Genomic DNA, 21,793 nt, shown 5'->3' on the forward strand with positions numbered 1-21,793 from the left:
CCCCCATGAAACCCACACCTGCACGAACCCTCACCCGTGGAAGACGACCGCTCGGCGTCGTCGTGACCTTCTTCCTGCTGCTTGTGACGGCGCTCGGGGCGCCGCCCGTCTCGCATGCCGCAGACACCCCGGTCAACCTGGCCCGCAACTCCGGTGCCCGGGCCGTCGCCTCCTATGAGGACGGCGACCACCTGGCATCGAGCGCCATCGACGGCATCGGTTCCTCGCGCTGGTCCAGCGACCACAGCAACGACCCGAGCGCCTGGATCTACGTCGACCTCGGCGCCGAATACGCGGTCTCGTCCGCCGTCCTCACATGGGAATCGGCCTACGCGAAGGCATACAGGATCCAGGTGTCGGACGACTCCACGCACTGGACTGACGCCTACTCCACCACCGACGGTCACGGTGGCACCGAGACCGTCGCCCTCAATGAGAACGCACGCTATGTGCGGATGCAGGGCGTCACGCCCGCTACCCAGTACGGCTATTCCCTGTGGGAGTTCGCGGTCTACGGCACCGTAACGGACGGTGCCGGCACCGACGCCGTCGGCTCGCCGACCGTGGCACCGTCCACCACGTACCCGACGACGTACAGCGACTGGCAGAACGGTCTGCTGGCCGGCAACGGCAAGCAAGGCGTCATCGTGTTCGGCAACCCACGCAACGACACCGTCGTCTTCGACGACAAGGACTTCTTCATGGCGCGGACGGAGGCCCGTCCGCACCGCACCTTCAACACCGTCAGCCAGGACAACGTCAACAAGATCCGCGACCAGCTGATCGCCGGCCAGTACCAGCAGGCCAACCAACTCGCGGCGGACGTGCAGGGCTACCAGGGTGGAGGCGAGGGCAGCAAGCACCCCGGCTACAAGATGACTCTCCAGATGCCCGACGCCGGCACGGTCAGCAACTACGTCCGCTCCACCGACTACGCGGCAGGCGTGCTGAAGGTCAACTGGACCGACGACAAGGGATCGTGGGAACGCGACTCGTTCGTCTCCCGCACCGACGGCGCCACCGTCCAGTACCAGGCCGCGCCACCCGGCCAGAAGGAGACCGTCACTCTCGGCCTGTCCATCGACCCGGGCATGAACCTGCTGAACAAGGGCGTCACTTACACCACCAACAACACCACCGACTATCTGAACCTGCGAGCGAAGTACCCCAACGGCAGCTACAACGCCGGCTACGAGGGCGCCACCCGCATCGTCACCGACGGCACAAAGACGCTCAGCAACGGCCAGGTCACCGTCTCCAACGCCAGCTACGTCCTGCTCCTTTCACTGACCCAGCGCTACAACGGCACTTACAACGGCGGCGTCCCCGCCGAGCAGGAGTGGAACAAGAACCTGCTCCAGCAGAAGCTCGCCGGACTGAGCACCAACTACCAGACGCTGCTCAACCGGCACGTCGCCAAGCACAGCGCGATCTTCAACCGGGTCTCTCTGGACTTCGGCGCCACTCCGGCGGACCGCGCCAAGTCAACCGAGCAGTTGCTCGCCGAGCAGAAGTCCTCCTCGACGCCCGTTCCCGCTCTCTACGAGCGGATGTTCTACGCCGGCCGCTACCACCTGCTCGGCTCCAGCAACGAGACGGCCGCACCCGACCTGCTCGGCAACTGGACCGGTGACAGCAACGTCGGCTGGGACGGCTACTACCACCTGGACGCCAACCTCAACCTGCAGATCTCCAGCGGCAACATCGGCAACATGCCGGAGGCCATGGCAGGCTATTTCTGGCTCAACCAGCAGTGGCAGAAGGACTTCGAGACCAACGCGAAGAAGCTCCTCGGCACCCGCGGCATGCTGACCGGTGGGAACACCCCCAACGCCGAGGGCCTGATCTCCAACATCAACTACGACTACCCCTACCAGTACGTCACCGGCGGGGAATCCTGGCTGCTGTACCCGTTCTGGGAGTACTACGAGACCACCGGGGACAAGACGTTCCTCGCCGACAAGTACTATCCGCTGATCCGCGACATGGGCGACTTCTACGAGGACTTCCTCGTCAAGAAGGACGGCAACGGCAACTACATCTTCGCCGGCTCCATCTCACCGGAGAACACCCCGCCCGGCGGAACGCCACTGTCGGTCAACTCCGTCTACGACATCTCGGGCGCCAGGTTCGCCCTCACCACGCTCATCCAGACAGCCAAGCTCCTCGGCCGCGACGCCGCCAAGATCCCGGTCTGGCAGGAGAAACTCGACCACCTGCCGCCCTACCTCATCAACAACGACGGCGCGCTGGCCGAGTGGGCCTGGCCCGACCTGCAGAACAAGAACAACTACCAGCACCGCCACTCCAGCGGCCTCATGCCGGTCTGGCCGTACCGCGAGATCACGCCGGAGACCAACCTCGCCCAGTACAAGGCCGCCCAGGTCTTCCTGCAGAAGAAGGACCAGGGCAACTACGAGAACGCCGGCCACGGACTCCTGCACGGTGCGCTCATCGCCGCCGACCTCAATCAAGCGGACTCCGTCGGCGCCAAACTGCTGCGGTTCGCCAAGGACGGCTACTACTACAACAGCATGGCCACCTCCCACTACAACAACCACAACACCTTCGCCACCGACGTCGTCAACTCCGTCCCCACGGTGATGATGGAGATGCTCGCCTCCACCGGACCCGGCACCCTGGAACTGCTGCCGGCCCTGCCGAAGGGCCTGGACAAGGGATCCATCTCCGGGATGCTCGGAAAGAGCCAGTTCACCATCGACAACCTGGCCTGGGACACCACGGCCCACACCGCGAGGGTGACGCTCACCTCCAAGAGCGACCAGAACCTGACACTGATCCAACGATCGGGCATCTCGTCGATCACCGGTGACGGAGTCAGTGTCCAGAGCTCACCCCTGGGCGCCATTGCCCGCGTTCTGCCGCTCAAGGCGGGCGAAACCGTCACCGTGAACCTCACGATGAACGCTCCGAAGGCCAATCTGGCCCAGGGCAAGCCCGCGACCGCCTCCTCACAGTCCAGCACCGATCAGTCCGCCGCCAAGGCTTTCGACGGCGATCTCGGCACCCGCTGGAGCGCCAGCCAGGACCCGAACAACTGGATCCAGGTCGACCTCGGCAGCACCTACAGTCTCTCCGAGGTGGACCTGTTGTGGGAGGCGTCGTACGCGAAGTCCTATAAGATCCAGGGCTCCACCGACGGCTCCACCTGGCACGACCTCTACAGCCAGCCCAACTCGACGGGCGGCAGCGAGAAGATCCCGATCAGCGGCCAAGCGAGATACCTCCGTATGCAGGGCAGCCGGCTGTCAGGCCAGTGGGGCTATTCGCTCTACGAGATGCAGGTCTACGGCTGACGAATTCGTGCCCGGTAGGCGGTGAGACGTCGAAGTAGGCCCACTGCGCACAAACGCCCCATTACAAGCTCGTGACCTGGCCTGCTGGTTCGGCGTCAACAGCTCTACCTCCACCCTTGCTCGGCGCAGAGCGACCTCCTCTTCGCCGGGCGAGGGCGCCGATCTCGCGCCGGTGTGCGGCCGGCAACCGGGCGAGGAACTCCACGACGTGGTGTGGGACGTCGAGCGCGGCGGCATGGGTGACCAACGTGAAGCCTCTGATTGGAGCGGGCCTGATCTCGGCAGACCGGTCCTACCAGGGGCCTCACGCCTGCCCGGCCTCATGGCCCACCCAGAGGTCATTTCGCTGGCGAAGCCCGGGTAAGAGCCACGCTGCGCTCAGCTCCAGGTCTTGCCGGCCGGTTCTTTGATGGTGCGGTTGATCCGGTTGAAGAAGTTGGTCAGCGCGATCTCCAGGTTGATCGCGCCGATCTGCTCCTCGCTGAAGTGGGCGTTGGCCTCTTCCCAGATCTCGTCGGTGACGCCATGCGCACTGTCCTGGAGCCGGGTGGCGGCCTCCGCCAGCGCCAGTGCCGCGCGCTCTGCGGCGGTATAGAACGGGGCCTCACGCCACGCCGCTACATTGTGCAGCCGCTCGTCGGTGTCACCGGCCTCCCTCCCCCCGGCGACACTGGCGTAGACGCACGCCGAGCAGCTGTTGATCTGGCTTACGCGCAGGTGGACCAGGGCGAGGAGCTTCGGGTCGACGCCCCCGGCGGCGATCGCCTTCTGGAGGTGCTGTATCGCGGTCCACACATCGGGGTTGTTCGTTTTCTTGTTCTTGAGTCGGTTCTCCATGTGGGAGTGCTCTCCTTCAGCGGGTTACGTTGTCGCGCCTGTGCGCGTCATCCCTATGACGGAGCAGCTTCCAGGGAGGTAACAACATGGCCGGCACCCATCCCGCGGACCCGATCGCCGAAGCCTTCGAGTCCCACCGTGACCGGCTCCACGCCGTCGCCTACGGCATGCTCGGATCACATGCCGACGCGGAAGACGTGGTCCAAGAAGCGTGGCTGCGTCTGTCCCGCCAGGACACCGACACCATCTACAACCTCGGCGGCTGGCTGACCACCGTGGTCGGCCGTATCAGCCTCGATGTCCTGCGGTCGGGCCGGACGCGCCCAGAGGTCTCCCTCGACGACCAGCTGTCCGAATTCACTGTGACGCTCGACGACGCTCCCGCTCCGGAAGACCTCGTGGCAATCGGGGACTCCGTCGGCCTCGCGCTAGTCACGGTCCTCGACTCGCTACGCCCTGACGAACGGCTGGCGTTCGTGCTGCACGACGTGTTCGCCGTGCCCTTCGCAGAGATCGGCACCGTTCTCGGCAAATCTGCCGCTGCGACCAAAATGCTCGCCAGCCGCGCCCGCAGGAAGGTACAAGTCGCCCGGCAGCCGACGGGCGCCGGACGGCAGCAACGCGAGGTGGCGCAAGCCTTCCTGGCCGCGGCCCGCGACGGTCGGTTCGAGCAGCTGCTGCAGGTTCTCCACCCGGAAGTGAAGTTCACCGTCCACACCCCGAACGGCACGTTCGTCACGCTCGGGGCCACCGAAGTCGCCGCCCGCGCGCAAGTGGCCGGCAGCGCGGCACGGGGACATGCGGCGACCGTCAACGGCCGCCCCGGCGTCATCTCCTGGAGCGAGGATGGCACCCCGCTTTCCCTTCTGGCCTTCACTGTCGCCGACGGCCACATCACCGAGATCACCGCCGTCGCCGACCCGGCCGCACTCGCGCTCATGGACCTGCCGGACCCGGTGTGACTGTCTACCTGCGAAGGACGCGCCTACTCGAAGTGGTCCACGCCTGTTCCCACAGAGACGTTGCACTTTGCCTCTGAGAGAACCTCAGTGCCTCCGGAGCCCGTGACACCACCCTCCAGGCGATGCACTCGGCCGGGAGGGGTGGCTATGCCAACTTTGAAGGTCGGTGGCCCTGTTGCAGGGCTGCTTGGACGGTGATGGGGGGCGTCAATGCCCGTCGAGGGGGTAGCTGCTGCCTTTCCACCGCGTCCTGCTGCACGGGCAGTTGTCGGTGACTGATGCGGAACCGGACCTCTTGGCACGGCCGTCGGCGCCGCGCCGTGTCGAGTCCGTGGTCGTGCGGCCGACCGGAGAAGACTGCGGCCGTGCGATGGGCCTGCTTGATCAACAAGGTGGTGTCTCGACCGGGAGTCCGGGACCGAGCCCCAAGGGTGTTGATGTCACCGCGGCCTGATCTGCGGCTCAGACCTGATCAGGCGGCGGAGCCCGGTGATACATGCTCAGACAGCTGCAGCCAGTCCGCCTGCTTCGTTCAGGTGGCGACCGGGGGCCGGTCTCGCTGCGCGATGATCATGGCCATGTCGTCGTGGGCCTGACCGTCCGCGTACTCCCGTACGTCGGCGGCGATCCTGTGGACCAGGGGTTTGGACGGCAGGTCGGCCCATCTCACGACACGTTCGGCCAGTGGGTAGAAGACACCCCGCGCGTTGCGGGCTTCGGTGAAGCCGTCGGTGTAGAGCACGAGCCGGTCCGCGGTATGGAACGGGAAGGTCGTCGGCACGTACGCGCCGTTCGGGACCATGCCCAAGCCGAGTGGCGGTGCCGGCTCGGGCACCCGTAGTGCGGTGGCGCCGGCTTCGCGCAGCAGCAGCGGTGGTGGATGTCCGCAGCTGATCACATGGATCACCGGCCTGTCGTCTGGGATGTCCACCATCACGGCGGTCACGAAACGTTCGGAGGCGTCTTCCTCACCTTGGGAGAATTCGGCGAAGCCCCAGCGGACGGCGTCGTCCACGTACGCTGCCAGTTCCGGCAGCGCGAGGTTGCGGGGGGCTGCGGCGCGGAAGGCGCCCAGCACGGTCGCTGTGTCGCTGATCGCGGCGAGGCCTTTGCCGCGGACATCGCCGATGATCAGCCGGGTGGAGTCGTCGGTGCGGGCTGCTGCGTACAGATCGCCGCCGATGGATGTGTCGGCCTCCGCACTGCGGTACTCCAAGGCGAAGGACACCGGCCCGACTCTCTGCGGGAGCGGTCGCAGCACGACCCGCTGCGCCGCGTCGCAGACCGTGTGCGCCCGGCGTAGCTCAGCTGTGCGCCGTTCCCGCAAGTGGGCGAAGAGCACCAGCAGGGCGCTCAGCGCTGCCAGGCTTGCCAGTTCGACGAGGACGCTTTCGGTGGTCAGGGTCTCGCGTTCCGCACCGGCGGCCACGAGCGCGAGCACGGCCAGCCCGCCGACCAGCGCGGTGACGCGAGGCCCAGCGCGGGCAGCGGTGACGGCGACGCCCACGACAAACAGGTGCGCGATATGGATATGCGGGGGCACAAACGCATCAACGACCGGAACAGCGGCGGTCAACAGGCAAGCCCAGATGAGTGGATTCGACTCCGGCCGCAGCCGACACCAGGACCTGAGCCTTGCAGCCACGGCCGTGAAGGGGGTCGCAGTTGTCACATCGTGCTCCGATCGTCAAGGTTGCTGCGCGCGGCAATATGCTGCCGGTTGTCCCGCATTCCTCTCGGCTGCCGTCTGGGCGTTGTCCCCCGCGAGGCGCCGAGTGCTGTGAAGTCAGGAAACGGTTCCGACTCGGCAGTTGCTGTTGGAGACGCTCGCCCACACGCACGTCCCGGACGGTTTGGTGCAGACGCCGCTGGAGGTGGACAGTGCGGCCACGACGTCGAGACCGCGGCCGGTTTCGGCCATGGTGCGCGACGCGACTTCGGGATGCACGTGCCACACCCCGAAGTCGGCAACAATGATCACAAACCATGGCCACTCGCTGAGGACCGTCAGTGTGATGCTGTCGGTCCCGCTGTGGACGACAGCGTTGGCGACCAGCTCGTCGACGATGACGCGTACGTCGTCCACCAGCTCCCGTCGTCCGCCAAGGCGTAGCAGCTGGTCCACCGCGAATTCCCTGGCCTTGGGGACCAGCCGGACGTCAGCTGCCATCACCAGCTGTCCGACTTCGGTGTCTTCCTGGGTGTGCGGCCGTCGGCCGGGCACCGCAGCTTCCCGCTGGGGTGAGCAGAAGCTGCTCGTACACGGGTCAAGCATGGCTTTCCCTGCCTGTTCGACCTGGGCCTCGCGGCCGCAGATCACCTTGCCTGGTTCTATATCTCATGTAAACAAGCAGTCTGGGTGTTCGGCACCCGCCGGCCATATGAGTTCGCGGAATCCGGTATAAGCGCAGCTGCGGGCGCCGTGTCTGGCCGCCGCATTGTGATGTGCGACGGCGATCCGGGCACGCTGTCGCGCGCCTTCGTGTGTGTATCGGCGCCGCTCGAGGGGCTCGTCGTCGAACGGGATCCTCGGGCGGCGCCGCGTGCCTTGTACCGGTCAGGCTTTCTGGGTGCTCACGCTCTCCAGCTCCCGGACGAGGCTGGAGGCGACGTTCTTTGCGTCTCCGAACAGCATGAGGGTCTTGTCGAGGTAATAGAGTTCGTTGTCGACGCCGGCGAAACCGGCGCTCATCCCTCGCTTGATGACCATGACGGTGCGGGCCGAGGCGACGTCGAGGACGGGCATGCCGTAGATGGGGCTGTCCTCACGGGTGCGGGCGGCTGGGTTGGTGACATCGTTGGCTCCGACGACCAGGGCGATATCGGCCTGCGCGAAGTCACCGTTGATGTCCTCCATGTCCACGATCCGGTCGTAGGGAACGTCGGCCTCGGCGAGCAGGACGTTCATGTGCCCGGGCATGCGCCCGGCGACCGGGTGGATGGCGTACCGGACTCGTGCACCACCGCTTTCCAGGATCTCGGCGACTTCCTTGATGCGGTGCTGGGCCTGGGCGACGGCGAGCCCGTAGCCGGGAACGATGATGACGTCCCTGGCCGATTGAAGGAGCATGGCGGCCTCGTCGGGGCCGGCACTGTGCACGGGACGGTCCTGGGCCTCGCCTGGCGTGGCGGATGTTGTGGTGTCGACCTGGCCGAACGCACCGAACAGCACGTTGCGGAACGACCGGTTCATGGCGCGGCTCATCATGATGGACAGCAGGAAGCCGGAGGCACCGTCGAGTGCGCCCGCGATGATCAGGGCCTTGTTGTCGAGGACGAGTCCCATGGCTGCGCCGGAGAGTCCGGCGTAGGAGTTCAGCAGTGAGATGACGGTGGGCATGTCGGCGCCGCCGATGGGTACCACGAGCAGGATTCCGAACAGTGCGGAGGCGGCGATCAGCACAGGGAAGCGTGCGTCGGCCGACGGAGTGATCACCAGCCAGACGGCGGCGAGGACCGCCACGGTGAACAGGGTCAGGTTCACCAGCTGTTGGCCGGGGAAAACCGTCGGACGGCCCGGAAGGATGCCCTTCAGTTTCCCAAACGCCATCAGGCTGCCGGTGAAGGTCACGCATCCCAGCAGGACCTCGCACATGAGCGCGGCCGCGATGAAGGTGCTCAGCTGCGCGGCGTGCTCGTAGTACTCGGCGGTGCCGACGAGTGCGGCCGCCAGCGCGCCGAAGGCGTGAGAGAGGGCGATGCGTTCGGGCATAGCGGTCATCGGCATGTACTTGGCCATGGCGCCGCCGATGACGGAGCCGATGACGGCGGCCGCCAGAATCCACCGGAAGTCGACGATCTCCTGTTGGATCAGTGTGCCGACGACGGCCGCTGCCATGCCGACCACCGTGAGCAGCAGTCCCCGGCGGGCGCTGCGGGGGTGAGTGATGCCGCGCAGACCGAGGATGAAGAGGGTGCCGGAGGCGAGGTACAGCAGGGGGATGACGATGTCACGCATCGGCCTTGGCCTTTCGTGCTGCGTGGGCCGGCTTACTCGGCCGGAACATGCGCAGCATGCGGTTGGTGATGAGGAATCCACCGACGACGTTGATGCTGGATGCGGCGACGGCGACGGTGCCGAGCGTGGTGATGAGGGGACCTCGATGGGAGCCGGCCAGCAGCAGGCTGCCGACCAGTGAGATACCGGCGATGGCGTTGGTCAGGGCCATCAAAGGGGTGTGCAGGAGAGCGGGAACGCGCCGGATGACTTCCAGGCCGACCACGGATCCCAGGACCAGGACGTACAGGCCGGATTCAATGGCTGTTGGCATGATCAGTTTCTTTCTGCCGTGACGGTGTGCAAGGCGCCCGTTGCGGGCGCGTCGGGGACATCCACGCCGAGCAGGGTGCGCAGCCCGGCGTGGACGACCTGCCCGTCCCTGGTCAGGAGGGTGTCGCGGATGATCGGGTCGTCCACGGTGAGCCGAGGGCCGTCGTCGCCGAGCAGGTGGCGGGTGAAGTTGGCGATGTTGCGCGCGTACAGGCGGCTGGCATGGGCGGCGGCGCCTGCCGGCAGATTGGTCGGTGCGATGATCGACACGCCGAAGCGTTCGATCGTCTCGTCGGCTACGGACAGGGCGCAGTTGCCGCCCTGCGCGGCCGCAGCGTCGACGAGGACGGATCCGGGGCGCATCGCACGCACCATGTCCTCGGTGATGAGTACCGGTGCTGGTCTCCCGGGGACCTGCGCAGTGGCGATGACGACGTCGGCGGCGGCGACTTCGTTGCCGAGCACCTCGCGCTGCCGGGCGTAGAACTCCTCCTGCTGCGCCTGGGCATAGCCGCCGCTCCCTTCGGCGGTTGAGGTGTCGAGGGGCAGGTCGACGAAAATGCCTCCGACGCTTTCGACTTGCTCGCGCGCCGCGGCACGGATGTCGTAGGCGTGGACGACGGCTCCCAGCCTTCGCGCCGTGGCGATGGACTGCAGCCCGGCCACGCCCGCGCCGAGAACGAGGACACGTGCCGGGGCGATGCTGCCGGCGGCGGTGGTCATCATCGGCAGCAGTTTGTCGACCCGCTCGGCCGCGATCAGGGCCGCGCGGTAGCCGGCAATGGAGGACTGCGAGGACAGTACGTCCATGGCCTGGGCGCGGGTGATGCGCGGCAGAAGGTCCAGGGAGAACGTCGTGACGCCGTGCTCAGCCAGGCGGCGGACGGGTTCGGGATGGCTGAGCGGGTTGGCGAGCCCGACCAGTACCGCCGAGCGCCGCGTCCGCTTCAGGTCCTGATCGAAGTCGAAGTCGGAGTCGAATGCGCGGTTGCCGGCACCGGCGAGGTGCACTTGCAGCACGATATCGGCGTTGAACGCGTTGGCCCGGTCACCGGACAGGGCGCCCGCGTCGAGATACTCGTTGTCGGGATGGCCCGCCCGGTCGCCGGCGCCGTGCTCGACGACGATCTGGTGACCTTCCGCGGTCAAAGAGCGGACTTCGTTGGGGGTGAGGGCGACCCGGGTCTCTCCTGGGACGACTTCTCGGGGGACGCCGATGTGCATCTGCGTCATTCCTTTCACGCCGCCGGTGCGGAACCGGCGCATGGCTGATGGTGGGAGAGGCAGGGGGCAGCGGGCGACGGTGGTCGCCGGGTGGGGCAGCGGACCGCCCGCTCAGGCGGTCCGCTGCGGCGTGCGGCCGGGGCCGCGCGGGTCACACGCCCAGGGACATGAAACCGCCGTCGACCGGCAGCGTGACGCCTGTGACATAGCTGGCGTCCGGCGAGGCGAGGAAGGCTATTGCTTCGGCGATCTCGCGCGCCGAAGCGAGACGGGCCAAGGGCACCCTGGCCCCCAGGGCCTCGAAATCGTCCTCGCCGATCATGTCGACCACGTTGTCGGTCCTCGTGTGGCCCGGTGCCACAGCGTTGAACCGGACCCCACGGCCACCGAACTCGACGGCCCAGGTACGTGTGAAGGAATCCACGGCGGCCTTGGAGGCGCCGTAGACGGCCGTGCCCCCGAGACCGCTCAGGCCGGCGATCGTGGTGACACTGACGACGCTTCCGCCGCCCTTGGCGGCCATCTTGGCCACCAGCGCCTGAGTGAGGAAGAACGTGCCGCGCACGTTGGTCTCCAGCAGGGCGTCGAACGTGTCCAGGCCTTGCTCGAGAGTGGGGGCGAACGGATAAGAGCCGGCGTTGTTCACCAGGACGTCCACATCCCCGGCCTCCTCGGCAAGACGGCGCACCGAACCCAGATCGCTGAGATCGGCGGCGACGAACGCCGCCTTTCCGCCGGCGGCCTCGATCGCGGCGACCGTTTCCGCGCCCTTGGCGGCGTTGCGGCCGGAGACGATGACGAACGCTCCCCGCTCGGCCAGTAGTATCGCGGTCTCGCGGCCGATGCCGGAGGTGCTGCCGGTGACAAGAGCGGTCTGATTGTCGAACTGCATGGGAAAACCTTTCGGCGAGTACGAATGTCCTCGCGCTTGCTAGGTACGAGAACTGCCTTACCAATGTGAGTCGTTTCCCTCGTCCAAGCAAATAGCCCCCGATGCGGCGAAAATTCGACGAGTACCCCCCTGAACTGGGAATTCCTTCCAGCGGCCTAATAAGCTGCTGGCCGCCATAAGCAAACCCGCACGCCCCCGCTCATCAGACCGTCTTCACGTCGGGATCCGGGAGTTCGGCCATTCCTGGCAGTCCCCTCTTCGAGTACGCTGGAATCTGCATACGGAAGGAAGCCGCCGTGCCCGACATCGAAGGCCATCCCTCGATTCGTGAGATGGACATCGGGTCCATATTCGCCGCGCTGGCAGACCCGCACCGCCGCCGCGTGGTCGAGCAACTGTGCGCGGAGCCGGATTTCGTGGAACGCACCTGTGCCTCGTTCGGCCTGAGGGTGTCGAAGTCGACCCTGACGCACCATTTCCGCGTGCTGCGCGAGGCCGGCCTGATAAGGCAGATCGATTACGGAAACAGCCGCAAGGTGACGCTCCGGCGTCGCGAACTGGAGAATCGTTTTCCCGGCCTGCTCGGTCTGGTGCGTGCGCAGGCGGCAGAACCGTCCCCGGCCGAGGCACGTCGCCGTTAGGGATCCCCTGCACGGAGCGTGCCCAGTGTGCAGCTGTACCGCAGGGGCTGACCGGCACGCCCCTGCGCCTGCACACCGCGCGGGTGGGCGGTCGCGGTGCGACCGCCCAGGCATCGCCTCCGAGCGCCTCATCCCGACGGGACCGAACGGGGCGGCCGGCGATCCTCACCAGGGGCGAGTCACAGTTCCTCGGGTCGCTGGACGGCTGTGCGGGCGGCCGCGGGCCGATCAGCTCGCCGATGTTCGCGGTCCCCTGAGCCCTCCGCCGGCTCGCCGGCAGTCAGCACGGTCAGCGCTTGACTCAGCCGCCGGATATTCTCGGCGATCAGTGTCATCCACATCCGTTCGTCAGCTGCGGCCAGGGTCGGGTGCGAAGTGAGCCGGGCAGACAGAAGTCGGGCCAGTTGGGACTCGGCAGCCCGGAGAGCCACGACAAGGTCGGCATTCCATACTTCAAGAGCCGGCCAGTCACCCAAGCGGCGAATCAGCATGTCGTGCTGTTCGACCAGGGCCGCCCAGCTCTGACTGCTCCACGCCCTGCGAGCCGTGGTAGCGGATCGCGCAGCCTCATCCAGCACGGTGCACAGCCTGGACACGTGCGCCCGGTATCGGTCCCACTCCGCTCGTAGGCCGCGGGAACGTCCCGCCTGCTCGCCCGCCGACCTGGAAAGGGGATCGACCGGAGCAGGGCCCATCTCCTCGGGCGCGCGAGCCTCAGGCCGCAGGCAGGAGTCGTCGATCGTGGCGCAGCACGAGGCGTCCGTTCGGAGATGCATGGCAATCGCGTTCTGTCCGGGTATCGCTGCTGTGAATGTGCCAAGTGCCGGAAGGCGGGAACGGGGGAGCGGTCGGGACGATGTGGACTCGCGGCCGGCGGTACACGGCACCGAGACGTCCGCCGGTGTCCGCGACGAAGAGTCGCCAAAGCCCCAAGGGCAGCGGTTCCGCCCCCCTCAGGGCCGGCGATCACGGATGCCGTCGCACCGTGGTCAGTTCACGCTCTGGCCGCCGTCGACCATCACGGACTGGCCGGTGACGAACGAGGCCCGGTCCGACAGCAGGAACAGTGCCACCTGCGCGACCTCCTCGGCCTCTCCGATACGGCCGAGCGGGATCTTCTCACCATGGGGGTGATACTCCGAGCCGTCGTTGTTCTTGGTGATCCCGCTCTGCGTCAACGGAGTGCGGATGATCGTCGGGTTGATCGTATTGACCCGGATGGCGTCAGGGCCGAGTTCGACCGCCGCCGCGCGAGCCAAGGCCGCGACACCGCCCTTTGTGGCGCTGTAGACGGAGATGCCGGGCGTGCCCAGCTCCGCGAACACCGACCCGTTGAAGACGATGGCCCCACCGTGGCCCTGCCGCTTCATCTGAGCGACCTCGGCCTGAAGGTGGAAGAAGGAGCCCTTCAGATTTCCGTCCGCCAAGTGATGCCATGCGGCCTCATCCACGTCCGTGATCGGGCCGACGGCTGCGGTACCGGCGTTGTTGAAGGCCACGTCGAGTCGGCCGAAACGGTCTACGACATGCTCCACCACAGCAGCGGCGCCACCGACGTCGGTGGCGTCGGCCTTGATGAACAGTGCTTCGCCACCGTTCTTCGTGATCTCGTCGACGACCTCCTTTCCGGCTCCCTCACGTCGGCCGGTGAAGGCAACCTTCGCACCCTCCTGCGCAAACAGGACCGCGGCGACACGGCCGATTCCGGAAGTTCCGCCGGTGATCAGTGCGACCTTTCCGTCCAACAGACCCATCATTGCTCCTTGCGATAATTTCGATCAATGCCGGCTGAATACCGGTCACGGTACCCGGCCGAACTGCCATCACCCGTGCGATGGCGAGTTCGACAGCAACGCAGTGCGGGCCGTCATTCCGGGCCGGCCATTACATAAAGTGATGGCCGCCATCACCGGAATCCTCGGACCTCACCCCTTGCACACGAATCCCGATGCCCTGCAGAAAATCGCCACGGAATCCTTCGGCCCGCGGCACAGACCATGAGTTCTGCTGGATGCGGCGATCAGTACGGCTTCTGCCGGGCGGATGACCCGGCGGCACTCCGTGTGCTGATATGGAGAGATGGAACTGCGGGAGCTTCGAGCCTTCATTGCCGTCGTCGAAGAGCACGGCATGTCCGCCGCAGCACGCCGACTGCACGTGAGCCAGTCGGCGCTCTCCCAGACCGTGAGCAGCCTGGAGCGGCAATTGGGATTGAAGCTGCTGATCCGTACCAACACCGGCGTACGGACCACGGAGGAGGGCGGAGCCCTCCTGGCCGAGGCCCGTGCCCTGATCGCTCGGCATGATCAAGCGTTGCGGACGATGGCCGGCTTCACGAGTCCAGGCTGTGGGACCCTACGGGTCGGCATCCCCCTCGAACTCCCGGCGGATCTGTTCGGATCGGCGATGGAACAGGTGGCAGCCGCATGTCCCGAGACCCGGGTGCAGGCCCGCCACCTGTCATCAGCAGCGCAGCTGGACGCGCTGCGCGCAGGGGAACTGGACATCGGCCTCCTCAGGGAGCGCCCCGCGGACCCGGACCTCGATGCCATGCTGGTCGTCACGGAGAAGCTGGGTGTGCTGCTGGCGGCGAGTGTGGCGGCGGAGCTGGCGGACGAGGACGGGGTGCGCCTGGAGACCCTCCACGGACTGGAGTGGGTGGGCTTTCCCCGCTCAGGAAGCCCCGCATGGTATGACGAGGTGTCCTCGGTGCTGCGCAGCTTCGGCCTCGACCTCGGGCCGGAGCCACCGCAAGACCAGGCGTTGATCGCAGCGGTCAAACTCACCGCGGTCACCACTGAGAAGGCGTTCGCGCTGGCCCCGCCCAACTGGCCCCATCCGCTCCCAGCCAACGTCGTCTGGAAGCCTTTGCACAAACACCCCCTGGTGCGCCGTACCTGGGCTGCGTGGCCTACCCATTCCCGGCGCCGCGACCTGGCCAGCTTCATCGCCGCACTCCCCACTCCGGATGACTGACCGGCCCGCGTGCCAGGTGGGCCCCGGCCCGTCACGCGCGAATCGTCCGCGTGCACGACCCACGGGTGCGCCTGCACAAGGTCGACCGGCGCTGTGACGCTGCCGCATCGTGCGCCGATTCCCTCCGTGTGCCGAGCCGTCAAGGGCGCCTGCTGCGGAGCGCCTGTCGCCGTCCGCCACCTTCGTGCAGCATGGGCGCGGGAAAGGCCCCAAGGCGCTACGGGAAGACGGGATTCCCGTCATCGCCGATCCACGGATGCTGATCCGGATCCCGGCCGACGGCTTGCCAGACCGAGTGTGCTGCAGCGAACTTCACGTCACCAGGCCCGGTGTCTGCCGGCGCCGTGACGATCTCGACGACGGAAACAAGCACTTCACGGGCCGATTCGGGAAGTTGCACGAGCGCGTACCAGGCGCCTTCCCGCGCCTCTGCCTGGATCCGTTCATCACCGGCGCGGCTGGCGCACACCGCGGTGCCATAGGACCGGCCGCGCCATCCGAACACATCGGCGCCCATCCTGACGTCTGGCTCGCCAGCCACGGTTATGTGGACAGTGACCTGGGCAAACCGTGCCCACCGACTTGTCTGGCGCTGCAGCCTGTACTTCCCCTCCACCGCCCACATTCTCCCGCACGCGTCCCTGAACGGCGGGCCCCACAGAGATCACTTTCGAAACAGGCCCTGGGCGAGGCAATCGCCAACTCCGAAGGTCGGCAGCCCCGTTGCCGGGTGCAAAGACGGTAATGGGGAGTCAGGATTCGTCGGCGCGTAGCAGGGATTCGACGAGTACGGCGACGTGCCGGCGGTCGGTGGGGCTGAGTTTGTGGACGCTGGCGATGAGGATTTCCACTTCGGGGTCGGCGATCTCGGGTGCGTTCTCGAAGTAGACGTGGACGCCGGCGGCTTCGGCCGCGGCCCGCTGGATCGGCGCCACCGGCACGCCCAGGCCTCGGGCCAGGCCTTCCAGGGTGGCCTGCTGGGGCATCTGCGCCAGCCGTGCGGACGTCGCCAGGTGGTGGACCGTGGAGCGGGAGATCCCGCCACGGCGTGCTACATCGCTGTAGGACCACCCTTTTTGGTCCAGCTTGCTTTTGATCAGTTCCTGCAGTGTGTTGGGCACCGCTGGTTCTTCCCGCCCTCGACCGGCCGCTTGTCAATGAGTCTAACGGCCCCGCCGCCGGGCAGTTCTGTACGAGCCCGCGCCCCTGGGGCGCACTGCCCGAGCGGGGTGGGTCCGGCGCCCCGTCGGCGTGGGCCGCCGCTCGGCCGCCGCCGTCCTGCACGCCCGCGTGCGCTCCCGGGCGCCCGCATGCCCACCGGGCGGTCCTTCATCTCGGTGGGCGCCCCCTGGTGGTACGGCGGTACGTAGCGGTTGGCGGGAGGGATTGGGCAGGACTCAGATGTGGGGCCAGTCCTGGCCGGCTGTGACTTCGCGTGCGAGGTGGCGCCACTGGCTCTCCCCGCCGGGCAGGGGCCAGGCCCAGGTCGGCTGCTCTGCGGTGTTCAGGTCATGGAGGAGGCGGACGAGTTGTGGGCCGGCGGTGGCGGCGCCGTCTGGAACGGTGGGGCCGTGGACCGCGCGCAGTTCGGCGAAGCGTGCCAATTCGTCCTGGTAGAAGCCCACGGCCTCATTGATGCGTGCGGTCAGGTCGTCGTGCGGCACCGTGCGGTGCAACTGCAGTAGCGGGGGCTCGACGGATTCGGCGATCGCTGCGGCGAGGCGCGCGTGGCCGTCCAGGATCAGATGGCAGTCCAGGCCACTGACCCACCACAACAGGACGGGTGGGAGCGTTCCTTCACGGGCCTGCTTGCGGTACGCCTTGACCCTGCTGTCGTCGGCATCGGGCATCGGCCGCAGCGCAAGGACCTCCCACGAACCGGAGTGGACGAACCAGTCGATGAATCCGTCCGGATGGCCGTCGACGATCATCGAGCTCCAGTACTCGGCATGCGAGGTGTCGGCGTGGCGCCAGCGCTGGAGCGGACTTTCGCACGAGAGCAGCCACCGGCCGTCGTGCAGCGGGCTGTCCGGTGAGCCGATGAGGTACTGCGCAAAGCGGTGAGCCCACCGTTGCGGGCTGCCTGCCAGGGCCCGCCCCGCCTCGGCGCGCAACGGCGGGACGAAGGAGCGGTACTCGTGGGTGCGCCAGAAGTCCACGCCCTGGAGGTGCTCGTCGACAACGGCGAGCAGCACGGGCCGCGACAGTCGGGAGATCAGGAGCCGCGGCCCCGCACTGAACACGCACAGCCCCGGCTGGTGGCGGTCCTGTATGTCCAGCGACAGGCCCACCCATGTGCCGTCGTCCCGCGTGACATCGCTGCGCTGCATGCCGAGAGCGTAGACGGCTGCTTGGGGGCCCCGATGGCACGATTGGCCGTCCGGGGGCGGGGGTCGGTACACCGGTCAGGTGGTGGTGAGGTCGGTGCCGTTGCGCGCGGCCTCCGGGGTGAGTCCGGTCCAGCGGCGGAAGGCCCGGTAGAAGGAGTTGGTGTCGTCGTAGGCGAGGAGGTAGGCGACCTGGGAGGTGGGCAGGGACCGGTCCGCGAGGTAGCGGCGGGCTAGCTTCTCCCTGGTATCGCTGAGGACGGCCTGGTAGCTCGTGCCCTCTGCCTGTAGCTGTCGCTGGAGCGTGCGGGGGCTGAGCATGAGCTGGGCGGCCATGGTGTGGATGGAGCTCTCGCCAGCGGGCAGACGTTCGTGGAGCGCGGCACGCACCCGGTCGGCTGTGGTGGTAAACGCTTCGACCTCGGACAGGCGTCGGCGCAGTTCCGGCGCGAAGAAGTCCCACATGGACTCGTCCTCGGTGAGGAAGGGCAGCGAGGCGTCCTCGGCGGAGAAGGTGACGGCGTCGGCCTGGCCCTCGCGGATCTGCGTGCCGAAGTATGAGGTTGTCTCGGCTGAGGGCTTCGGGGCGCGGCGCATGGCGACACGGGTCGGGTTCACCTCGCGCCGCGTGCCGATGCGTGCCAGTGCGACCCAGAACGCGAGCTCGGCGGTGACAAGGAGCGCCGGAGGCGGCGGGCCCTGGGGCCAGTGGACCGTGACGGTCAGCCCGGTGCGGTCGGAGGTGATGTCGAGGTTGACGGGGCCGATGAGCGGTTTGAACGTGGCGATGCGCTCGGCCGCGGTCCGCAGGTCCGCGCTGCACAGCGCCGCGAAGATCGGCGGATTGAACGCCTCGGCGGACAGGGCCCGTCCGATCCTCACGGCCAGGTCCCGATCCGCGGCCTCGGCGTCCAGCGCCTCCCAGAACCGGTAGTACTCCTCGGGCGTCATCGTGACCGCGCCATGGGCGAAGAGGCCGGCCGGGAGCTGTGCTCGCCGCAGCACGCGGGCGGCGGAGATCCCGAGGTCGTGCAGGAGCGCACGGGTCCCCGGGTCCAGAGTGAACAACTCCTTCGATGCCATGCCCTCAGACTAGATCCCCGCACACCAGGGCGTGGATGCCGTGTGCGCCAATCAGTACGCAGAAGACGCCACCTCCGGATGGCGTGAACGGCAAGAAGGCAGGCGTCTTCCGCTAGTTCTTTGTCGTGATTCTCCGCCTAGCGTGGAAGCCACGAACCACCGCAGCGGTGGACACGAAGAAGGATCGGAGACGACCATGACCAGGACCATCCTCATCACCGGCAGCTCGAGCGGCATCGGTCGGGCGACCGCGGAGCTCTTCCACGAGCAGGGCTGGAACGTGATCGCCACGATGCGCAGCCCCGAGCGGGAGACCGAGCTCACCGAGCTGGACAACGTGCTCGTCACCCGGCTCGACGTGCAGGACTCCGCCTCGATCACCTCGGCCGTCGACGCCGGCCTGGAGCGCTTCGGCCGGATCGACGTGCTGCTCAACAACGCGGGATACGGCGCCTACGGTCTGCTGGAGGCGATCCCGATGGAGAAGGTCCGCCGGCAGTTCGACGTGAACGTCATGGGCCTGCTGGAGACGACCAAGGCCGTCCTGCCGCACCTCCGTGTGAACGGCAGCGGCACCGTCATCAACATCTCCTCCATCGGCGGCAAGGTCACCTTCCCGCTCGGCACCCTCTACCACGGCACCAAGTTCGCCGTCGAAGGACTGAGCGAGGCCCTGCACTACGAACTCGCCGCGATCGGCGTGACCGTCAAGCTCGTCGAGCCGGGCATCGTCGACACCGACTTCGGCGGACGCTCCTTCGACTTCACCAACGACGAGACCCTCGCCGAGTACCAGAAGCTCGTCGAAGCGGTCCTCGCAGGGCAGGCGCAGCTGGCCGTCGGCGGCGACGCACCCGAAGTCATCGCCGAGACCATCTACCGAGCAGCAACCGACGGCACCGACCAGCTGCGCTACCCGGCAGGCACGTCCGCAGCCGATCTGATCGCCCACCGCGCCGCTGCCGACGACGCCACCTTCATCGGCGGCATCAAGGCCCAGTTCGGGATCTGAGCCCGGACCGACCGGACCCCACCCCGCCAGACGATGAGGACCCCCATGTCCACCACCAAGACCGCCCTCGTGACCGGCGCCTCCTCCGGCATCGGCGAAGCGACCGCCCTCAAACTGATCGGCCTCGGCTACACCGTCTACGGAGCAGCCCGCCGCACCGACCGCCTGCACAAGCTCGCCGGACACGGCGTGCGTCCGCTGGCGATGGACGTCACCGACGACGACTCCCTGCAGACCGGAGTCGACCGCATCGTCGCCGAGACCGGCCGCATCGACGTCCTGGTCAACAACGCCGGATACGGCTCGTACGGCGCCCTGGAGGACGTCTCGCAGGACGAGGCCCGCCGCCAGTTTGACGTCAACGTCTTCGGTGCCGTCCGCCTGACCCAGATCGTCCTGCCGCACATGCGTGCCCGGCGCAGCGGGACGATCGTCAACGTCACCTCGATGGGCGGGAAGATCTACACCCCGCTGGGCGGCTGGTACCACGGCACCAAGTTCGCGCTGGAAGCCCTCAGCGACTGCCTGCGCATGGAGGTCAAGCCCTTCGGTATCGACGTCGTCGTCGTCGAACCCGGCGGCATCCGCACCGAGTGGGCCGGCATCGCCGCCGACCATCTGGAGAAGTCCTCCGCCGGGGGCGCCTACTGCGAGCAGGCCGAGGCCGTCGCCGCTTCGATGCGCTCCGAGACCATGACCAAGCGCATGTCCCCGCCCACCGTCATCGCCGACGCCATCGGCAAGGCCGTCACAGCCCGCCGGCCCAAGACCCGCTACGCCACCGGCTTCAGCGCCCGCCCGCTCATCGGCTTGCGGCGCTTCCTGCCCGACCGCGCCTTCGACGCCCTGATGTCCCGATCCATGGGCCTTCCCCGCTGATCCCCGGGAGCGGTCCCACGCCGCGGGCCGCCAGTGGCGTGGACGTGGCGACCGCCGGGCGATGTCGTTGCCCCCGATGGCTGATGAGGCGCGTAGCCAGGAGATTGTCCACCGGGGGCTGCATCGCGCCTGACACAGCGCCGAGGGCCGCCTCCCTTGTGGCGCCAGGCCATCAGTCGTCCCCGGTGCGTGTCCTCGTGCGTGTGGCCGATGGATGGGCCGATGAGCATGACGAACGGCTTCAGCGCGTCCGAGCGTCCTGGCCGCCGGGGGGGAGAGACCTCTCCCGGCGCCTGTGAGTGGCGGCGTTGAACTGGCGTCAGCCGGCGCCGGTGGGCGAGCGCGCAGGCCTGATCACCATCCGACAACGTCGGCCGAGTCATCCTGGCCCCGAATGTATCCGTGCGGGAGTGATCCAACGGCTTCGAAGATCGTTCGATGGAAGTCCTGCGTCCGGTGCCCCGTCGGTGTGGGCCGCGGCTCGGTCGCGATGCTCGTTGGTCGCTGTCGCGCCCTCCCGCGTGCGCTCCTGGGCGCTCGCCTGTCCACCGGGAGCCGGTGACTGTTGTGACCCTGGGTCGACCGCCGTCCGGGCGGCAGGGGCGTCGAGGCGGAGGTGGCAGTGCCGGTGTTGCCCAGCGAGGGTCTAAGCAGCTGTGAGGGGCCGGTCGTCAGCGCACGCAGGGACGCGCCGTGCACCAGCGGATGCCGGGGCGCGCGTCGTCGTCCTGAGCGAACGGCTTCAGCGTGTTCCAGCGTTCCGGCCCCGGGAGGTGGTGGCCGCTGCGTCTCGCGCCGGGGCCGTCACGGGGTGGACTCCCGGGGTGAGGGTTGGGCGGCGGTGTCCTTGGTTCGGCAGGCCTGCTGCTCCCGGTGGTCGATCCGCTTGGTGATTTTTTCGGCGGTGGTGCGCAGGAGGGTGAGTTCGGCGGGGTCGAGAGCGTCGAAGACGAGGTCGCGTACCCGGGCTACGTGTCCGGGGGCGGCTTCGACGAGATGGGCGTGGCCGGCGTCGGTGAGGATCGCCTGGGTGTACCGGCCGTTGAGGGGGTCGGCCTCGCGGCGGACGAAACCCCGGCGTTCCAGCCTGCTGATCAGGTGCGAGAGGCGTGACTGCTCGGAATGGGCCAGGATGGCCAGCTCGCTCATGCGCATGCGGTGGTCCGGCTGGTCGGACAGTCCGGCGAGGACGTAGTACTCGATGAAGCTGAGGTCGGCGTCCTGCTGCAGCTGCGCTCCCAGGGCGGCGGGCAGCCGGTGCAGCATCAGGGAGAACTGCCGCCACGTCTCCAGTTCTGCCGGGGTCAGCCAGCGGGGCTGACCGTTGGACGGCCGGGGCTGTTCGGGCATGTCCGGAGTGTATCGGGGATGAA

General features: G+C 67.6%; 20 protein-coding genes. 6 read left to right on the forward strand and 14 right to left on the reverse strand.

The annotated features are described in order from the left end of the window. Positions 1-5 precede the first annotated feature (5 nt). Complete coding sequence (locus ACSHXN_RS42940; RefSeq protein WP_355141448.1) at positions 6-3,317, forward strand: glycosyl hydrolase family 95 catalytic domain-containing protein; 3,312 nt, start codon at positions 6-8, stop codon at positions 3,315-3,317. Between the two features lie 378 nt (positions 3,318-3,695). On the opposite strand, the gene ACSHXN_RS42945 is transcribed toward ACSHXN_RS42940, so the two are convergent. Beyond that, positions 3,696-4,154 carry a carboxymuconolactone decarboxylase family protein gene (locus ACSHXN_RS42945; RefSeq protein ID WP_355141446.1) on the reverse strand — a complete coding sequence of 153 codons (459 nt, stop codon included), beginning with the start codon at positions 4,152-4,154 and terminating at the stop codon, positions 3,696-3,698. Between the two features lie 86 nt (positions 4,155-4,240). On the opposite strand from ACSHXN_RS42945, the gene ACSHXN_RS42950 reads away from it, so the two are divergent. Then, positions 4,241-5,116 carry a sigma-70 family RNA polymerase sigma factor gene (locus tag ACSHXN_RS42950; RefSeq protein ID WP_355141444.1) on the forward strand — a complete coding sequence of 292 codons (876 nt, stop codon included), beginning with the start codon at positions 4,241-4,243 and terminating at the stop codon, positions 5,114-5,116. A 532-nt stretch (positions 5,117-5,648) separates the two neighbouring features. Here ACSHXN_RS42950 and ACSHXN_RS42955 read toward each other — a convergent pair. The 6 genes from ACSHXN_RS42955 to ACSHXN_RS42980 all read right to left on the reverse strand — a co-directional run bounded on the left by ACSHXN_RS42955 (position 5,649) and on the right by ACSHXN_RS42980 (position 11,502). Then, positions 5,649-6,659: a PP2C family protein-serine/threonine phosphatase gene (locus ACSHXN_RS42955; protein WP_355141442.1), complete on the reverse strand. Its 1,011-nt coding sequence runs from the start codon at positions 6,657-6,659 to the stop codon at positions 5,649-5,651. A 243-nt stretch (positions 6,660-6,902) separates the two neighbouring features. Continuing rightward, positions 6,903-7,286, reverse strand: a complete 384-nt coding sequence (locus ACSHXN_RS42960; RefSeq protein WP_438306363.1) for an ATP-binding protein — start codon at positions 7,284-7,286, stop codon at positions 6,903-6,905. A 387-nt stretch (positions 7,287-7,673) separates the two neighbouring features. Then, on the reverse strand, positions 7,674-9,074 hold the full coding sequence (locus ACSHXN_RS42965; RefSeq protein ID WP_359460984.1) for an NAD(P)(+) transhydrogenase (Re/Si-specific) subunit beta: 1,401 nt from the start codon (positions 9,072-9,074) through the stop codon (positions 7,674-7,676). Further along, the gene (locus tag ACSHXN_RS42970; RefSeq protein ID WP_355141436.1) at positions 9,067-9,387 is read right to left on the reverse strand and encodes an NAD(P) transhydrogenase subunit alpha; all 321 of its coding nucleotides are present in this window, start codon (positions 9,385-9,387) and stop codon (positions 9,067-9,069) included. The genes ACSHXN_RS42965 and ACSHXN_RS42970 overlap by 8 nt, the downstream gene beginning before the upstream one ends. Before the next feature lie 2 nt (positions 9,388-9,389). Next, positions 9,390-10,610 (reverse strand): NAD(P) transhydrogenase subunit alpha, encoded by a 1,221-nt coding sequence (locus ACSHXN_RS42975; protein ID WP_438306364.1) that lies wholly within the window; start codon positions 10,608-10,610, stop codon positions 9,390-9,392. 151 nt (positions 10,611-10,761) lie between these two features. Further along, positions 10,762-11,502, reverse strand: a complete 741-nt coding sequence (locus tag ACSHXN_RS42980; RefSeq protein ID WP_355141432.1) for an SDR family NAD(P)-dependent oxidoreductase — start codon at positions 11,500-11,502, stop codon at positions 10,762-10,764. A 296-nt stretch (positions 11,503-11,798) separates the two neighbouring features. Here ACSHXN_RS42980 and ACSHXN_RS42985 point away from each other — a divergent pair, with 296 nt between their 5' ends. Then, complete coding sequence (locus tag ACSHXN_RS42985) at positions 11,799-12,143, forward strand: ArsR/SmtB family transcription factor (RefSeq protein ID WP_356297022.1); 345 nt, start codon at positions 11,799-11,801, stop codon at positions 12,141-12,143. 179 nt (positions 12,144-12,322) lie between these two features. Here the strand turns inward: ACSHXN_RS42985 and ACSHXN_RS42990 are convergent, their stop codons facing one another. Further along, positions 12,323-12,721: a hypothetical protein gene (locus ACSHXN_RS42990; RefSeq protein WP_438306365.1), complete on the reverse strand. Its 399-nt coding sequence runs from the start codon at positions 12,719-12,721 to the stop codon at positions 12,323-12,325. A gap of 411 nt (positions 12,722-13,132) precedes the next feature. Continuing rightward, on the reverse strand, positions 13,133-13,900 hold the full coding sequence (locus tag ACSHXN_RS42995) for an SDR family NAD(P)-dependent oxidoreductase (protein ID WP_438306366.1): 768 nt from the start codon (positions 13,898-13,900) through the stop codon (positions 13,133-13,135). A gap of 322 nt (positions 13,901-14,222) precedes the next feature. Between ACSHXN_RS42995 and ACSHXN_RS43000 the strand changes: the two genes are divergently transcribed. Continuing rightward, positions 14,223-15,119 carry a LysR family transcriptional regulator gene (locus ACSHXN_RS43000; protein WP_356297017.1) on the forward strand — a complete coding sequence of 299 codons (897 nt, stop codon included), beginning with the start codon at positions 14,223-14,225 and terminating at the stop codon, positions 15,117-15,119. A gap of 217 nt (positions 15,120-15,336) precedes the next feature. Here the strand turns inward: ACSHXN_RS43000 and ACSHXN_RS43005 are convergent, their stop codons facing one another. From ACSHXN_RS43005 to ACSHXN_RS43020, 4 genes are all read right to left on the reverse strand, one after another. Beyond that, the gene (locus tag ACSHXN_RS43005) at positions 15,337-15,735 is read right to left on the reverse strand and encodes a hypothetical protein (RefSeq protein WP_438306367.1); all 399 of its coding nucleotides are present in this window, start codon (positions 15,733-15,735) and stop codon (positions 15,337-15,339) included. A gap of 136 nt (positions 15,736-15,871) precedes the next feature. Further along, the gene (locus tag ACSHXN_RS43010; RefSeq protein WP_059128439.1) at positions 15,872-16,240 is read right to left on the reverse strand and encodes a helix-turn-helix domain-containing protein; all 369 of its coding nucleotides are present in this window, start codon (positions 16,238-16,240) and stop codon (positions 15,872-15,874) included. Between the two features lie 276 nt (positions 16,241-16,516). After that, positions 16,517-17,449: a hypothetical protein gene (locus tag ACSHXN_RS43015; protein ID WP_355141651.1), complete on the reverse strand. Its 933-nt coding sequence runs from the start codon at positions 17,447-17,449 to the stop codon at positions 16,517-16,519. A 75-nt stretch (positions 17,450-17,524) separates the two neighbouring features. Further along, positions 17,525-18,529: an AraC family transcriptional regulator ligand-binding domain-containing protein gene (locus tag ACSHXN_RS43020; RefSeq protein ID WP_438306368.1), complete on the reverse strand. Its 1,005-nt coding sequence runs from the start codon at positions 18,527-18,529 to the stop codon at positions 17,525-17,527. Between the two features lie 196 nt (positions 18,530-18,725). Between ACSHXN_RS43020 and ACSHXN_RS43025 the strand changes: the two genes are divergently transcribed. After that, positions 18,726-19,541 carry an SDR family oxidoreductase gene (locus ACSHXN_RS43025; RefSeq protein ID WP_356296333.1) on the forward strand — a complete coding sequence of 272 codons (816 nt, stop codon included), beginning with the start codon at positions 18,726-18,728 and terminating at the stop codon, positions 19,539-19,541. A 45-nt stretch (positions 19,542-19,586) separates the two neighbouring features. After that, a complete protein-coding gene (locus ACSHXN_RS43030) occupies positions 19,587-20,420 on the forward strand; it encodes an oxidoreductase (RefSeq protein WP_438306369.1) in 834 nt (277 codons plus the stop codon). 804 nt (positions 20,421-21,224) lie between these two features. Here ACSHXN_RS43030 and ACSHXN_RS43035 read toward each other — a convergent pair. Beyond that, complete coding sequence (locus tag ACSHXN_RS43035; protein WP_355805273.1) at positions 21,225-21,770, reverse strand: MarR family winged helix-turn-helix transcriptional regulator; 546 nt, start codon at positions 21,768-21,770, stop codon at positions 21,225-21,227. Positions 21,771-21,793 lie beyond the last annotated feature (23 nt).

The sequence above is a fragment of the Streptomyces sp. HUAS TT11 genome (assembly GCF_051553595.1).
Lineage (GTDB): Bacteria > Actinomycetota > Actinomycetes > Streptomycetales > Streptomycetaceae > Streptomyces.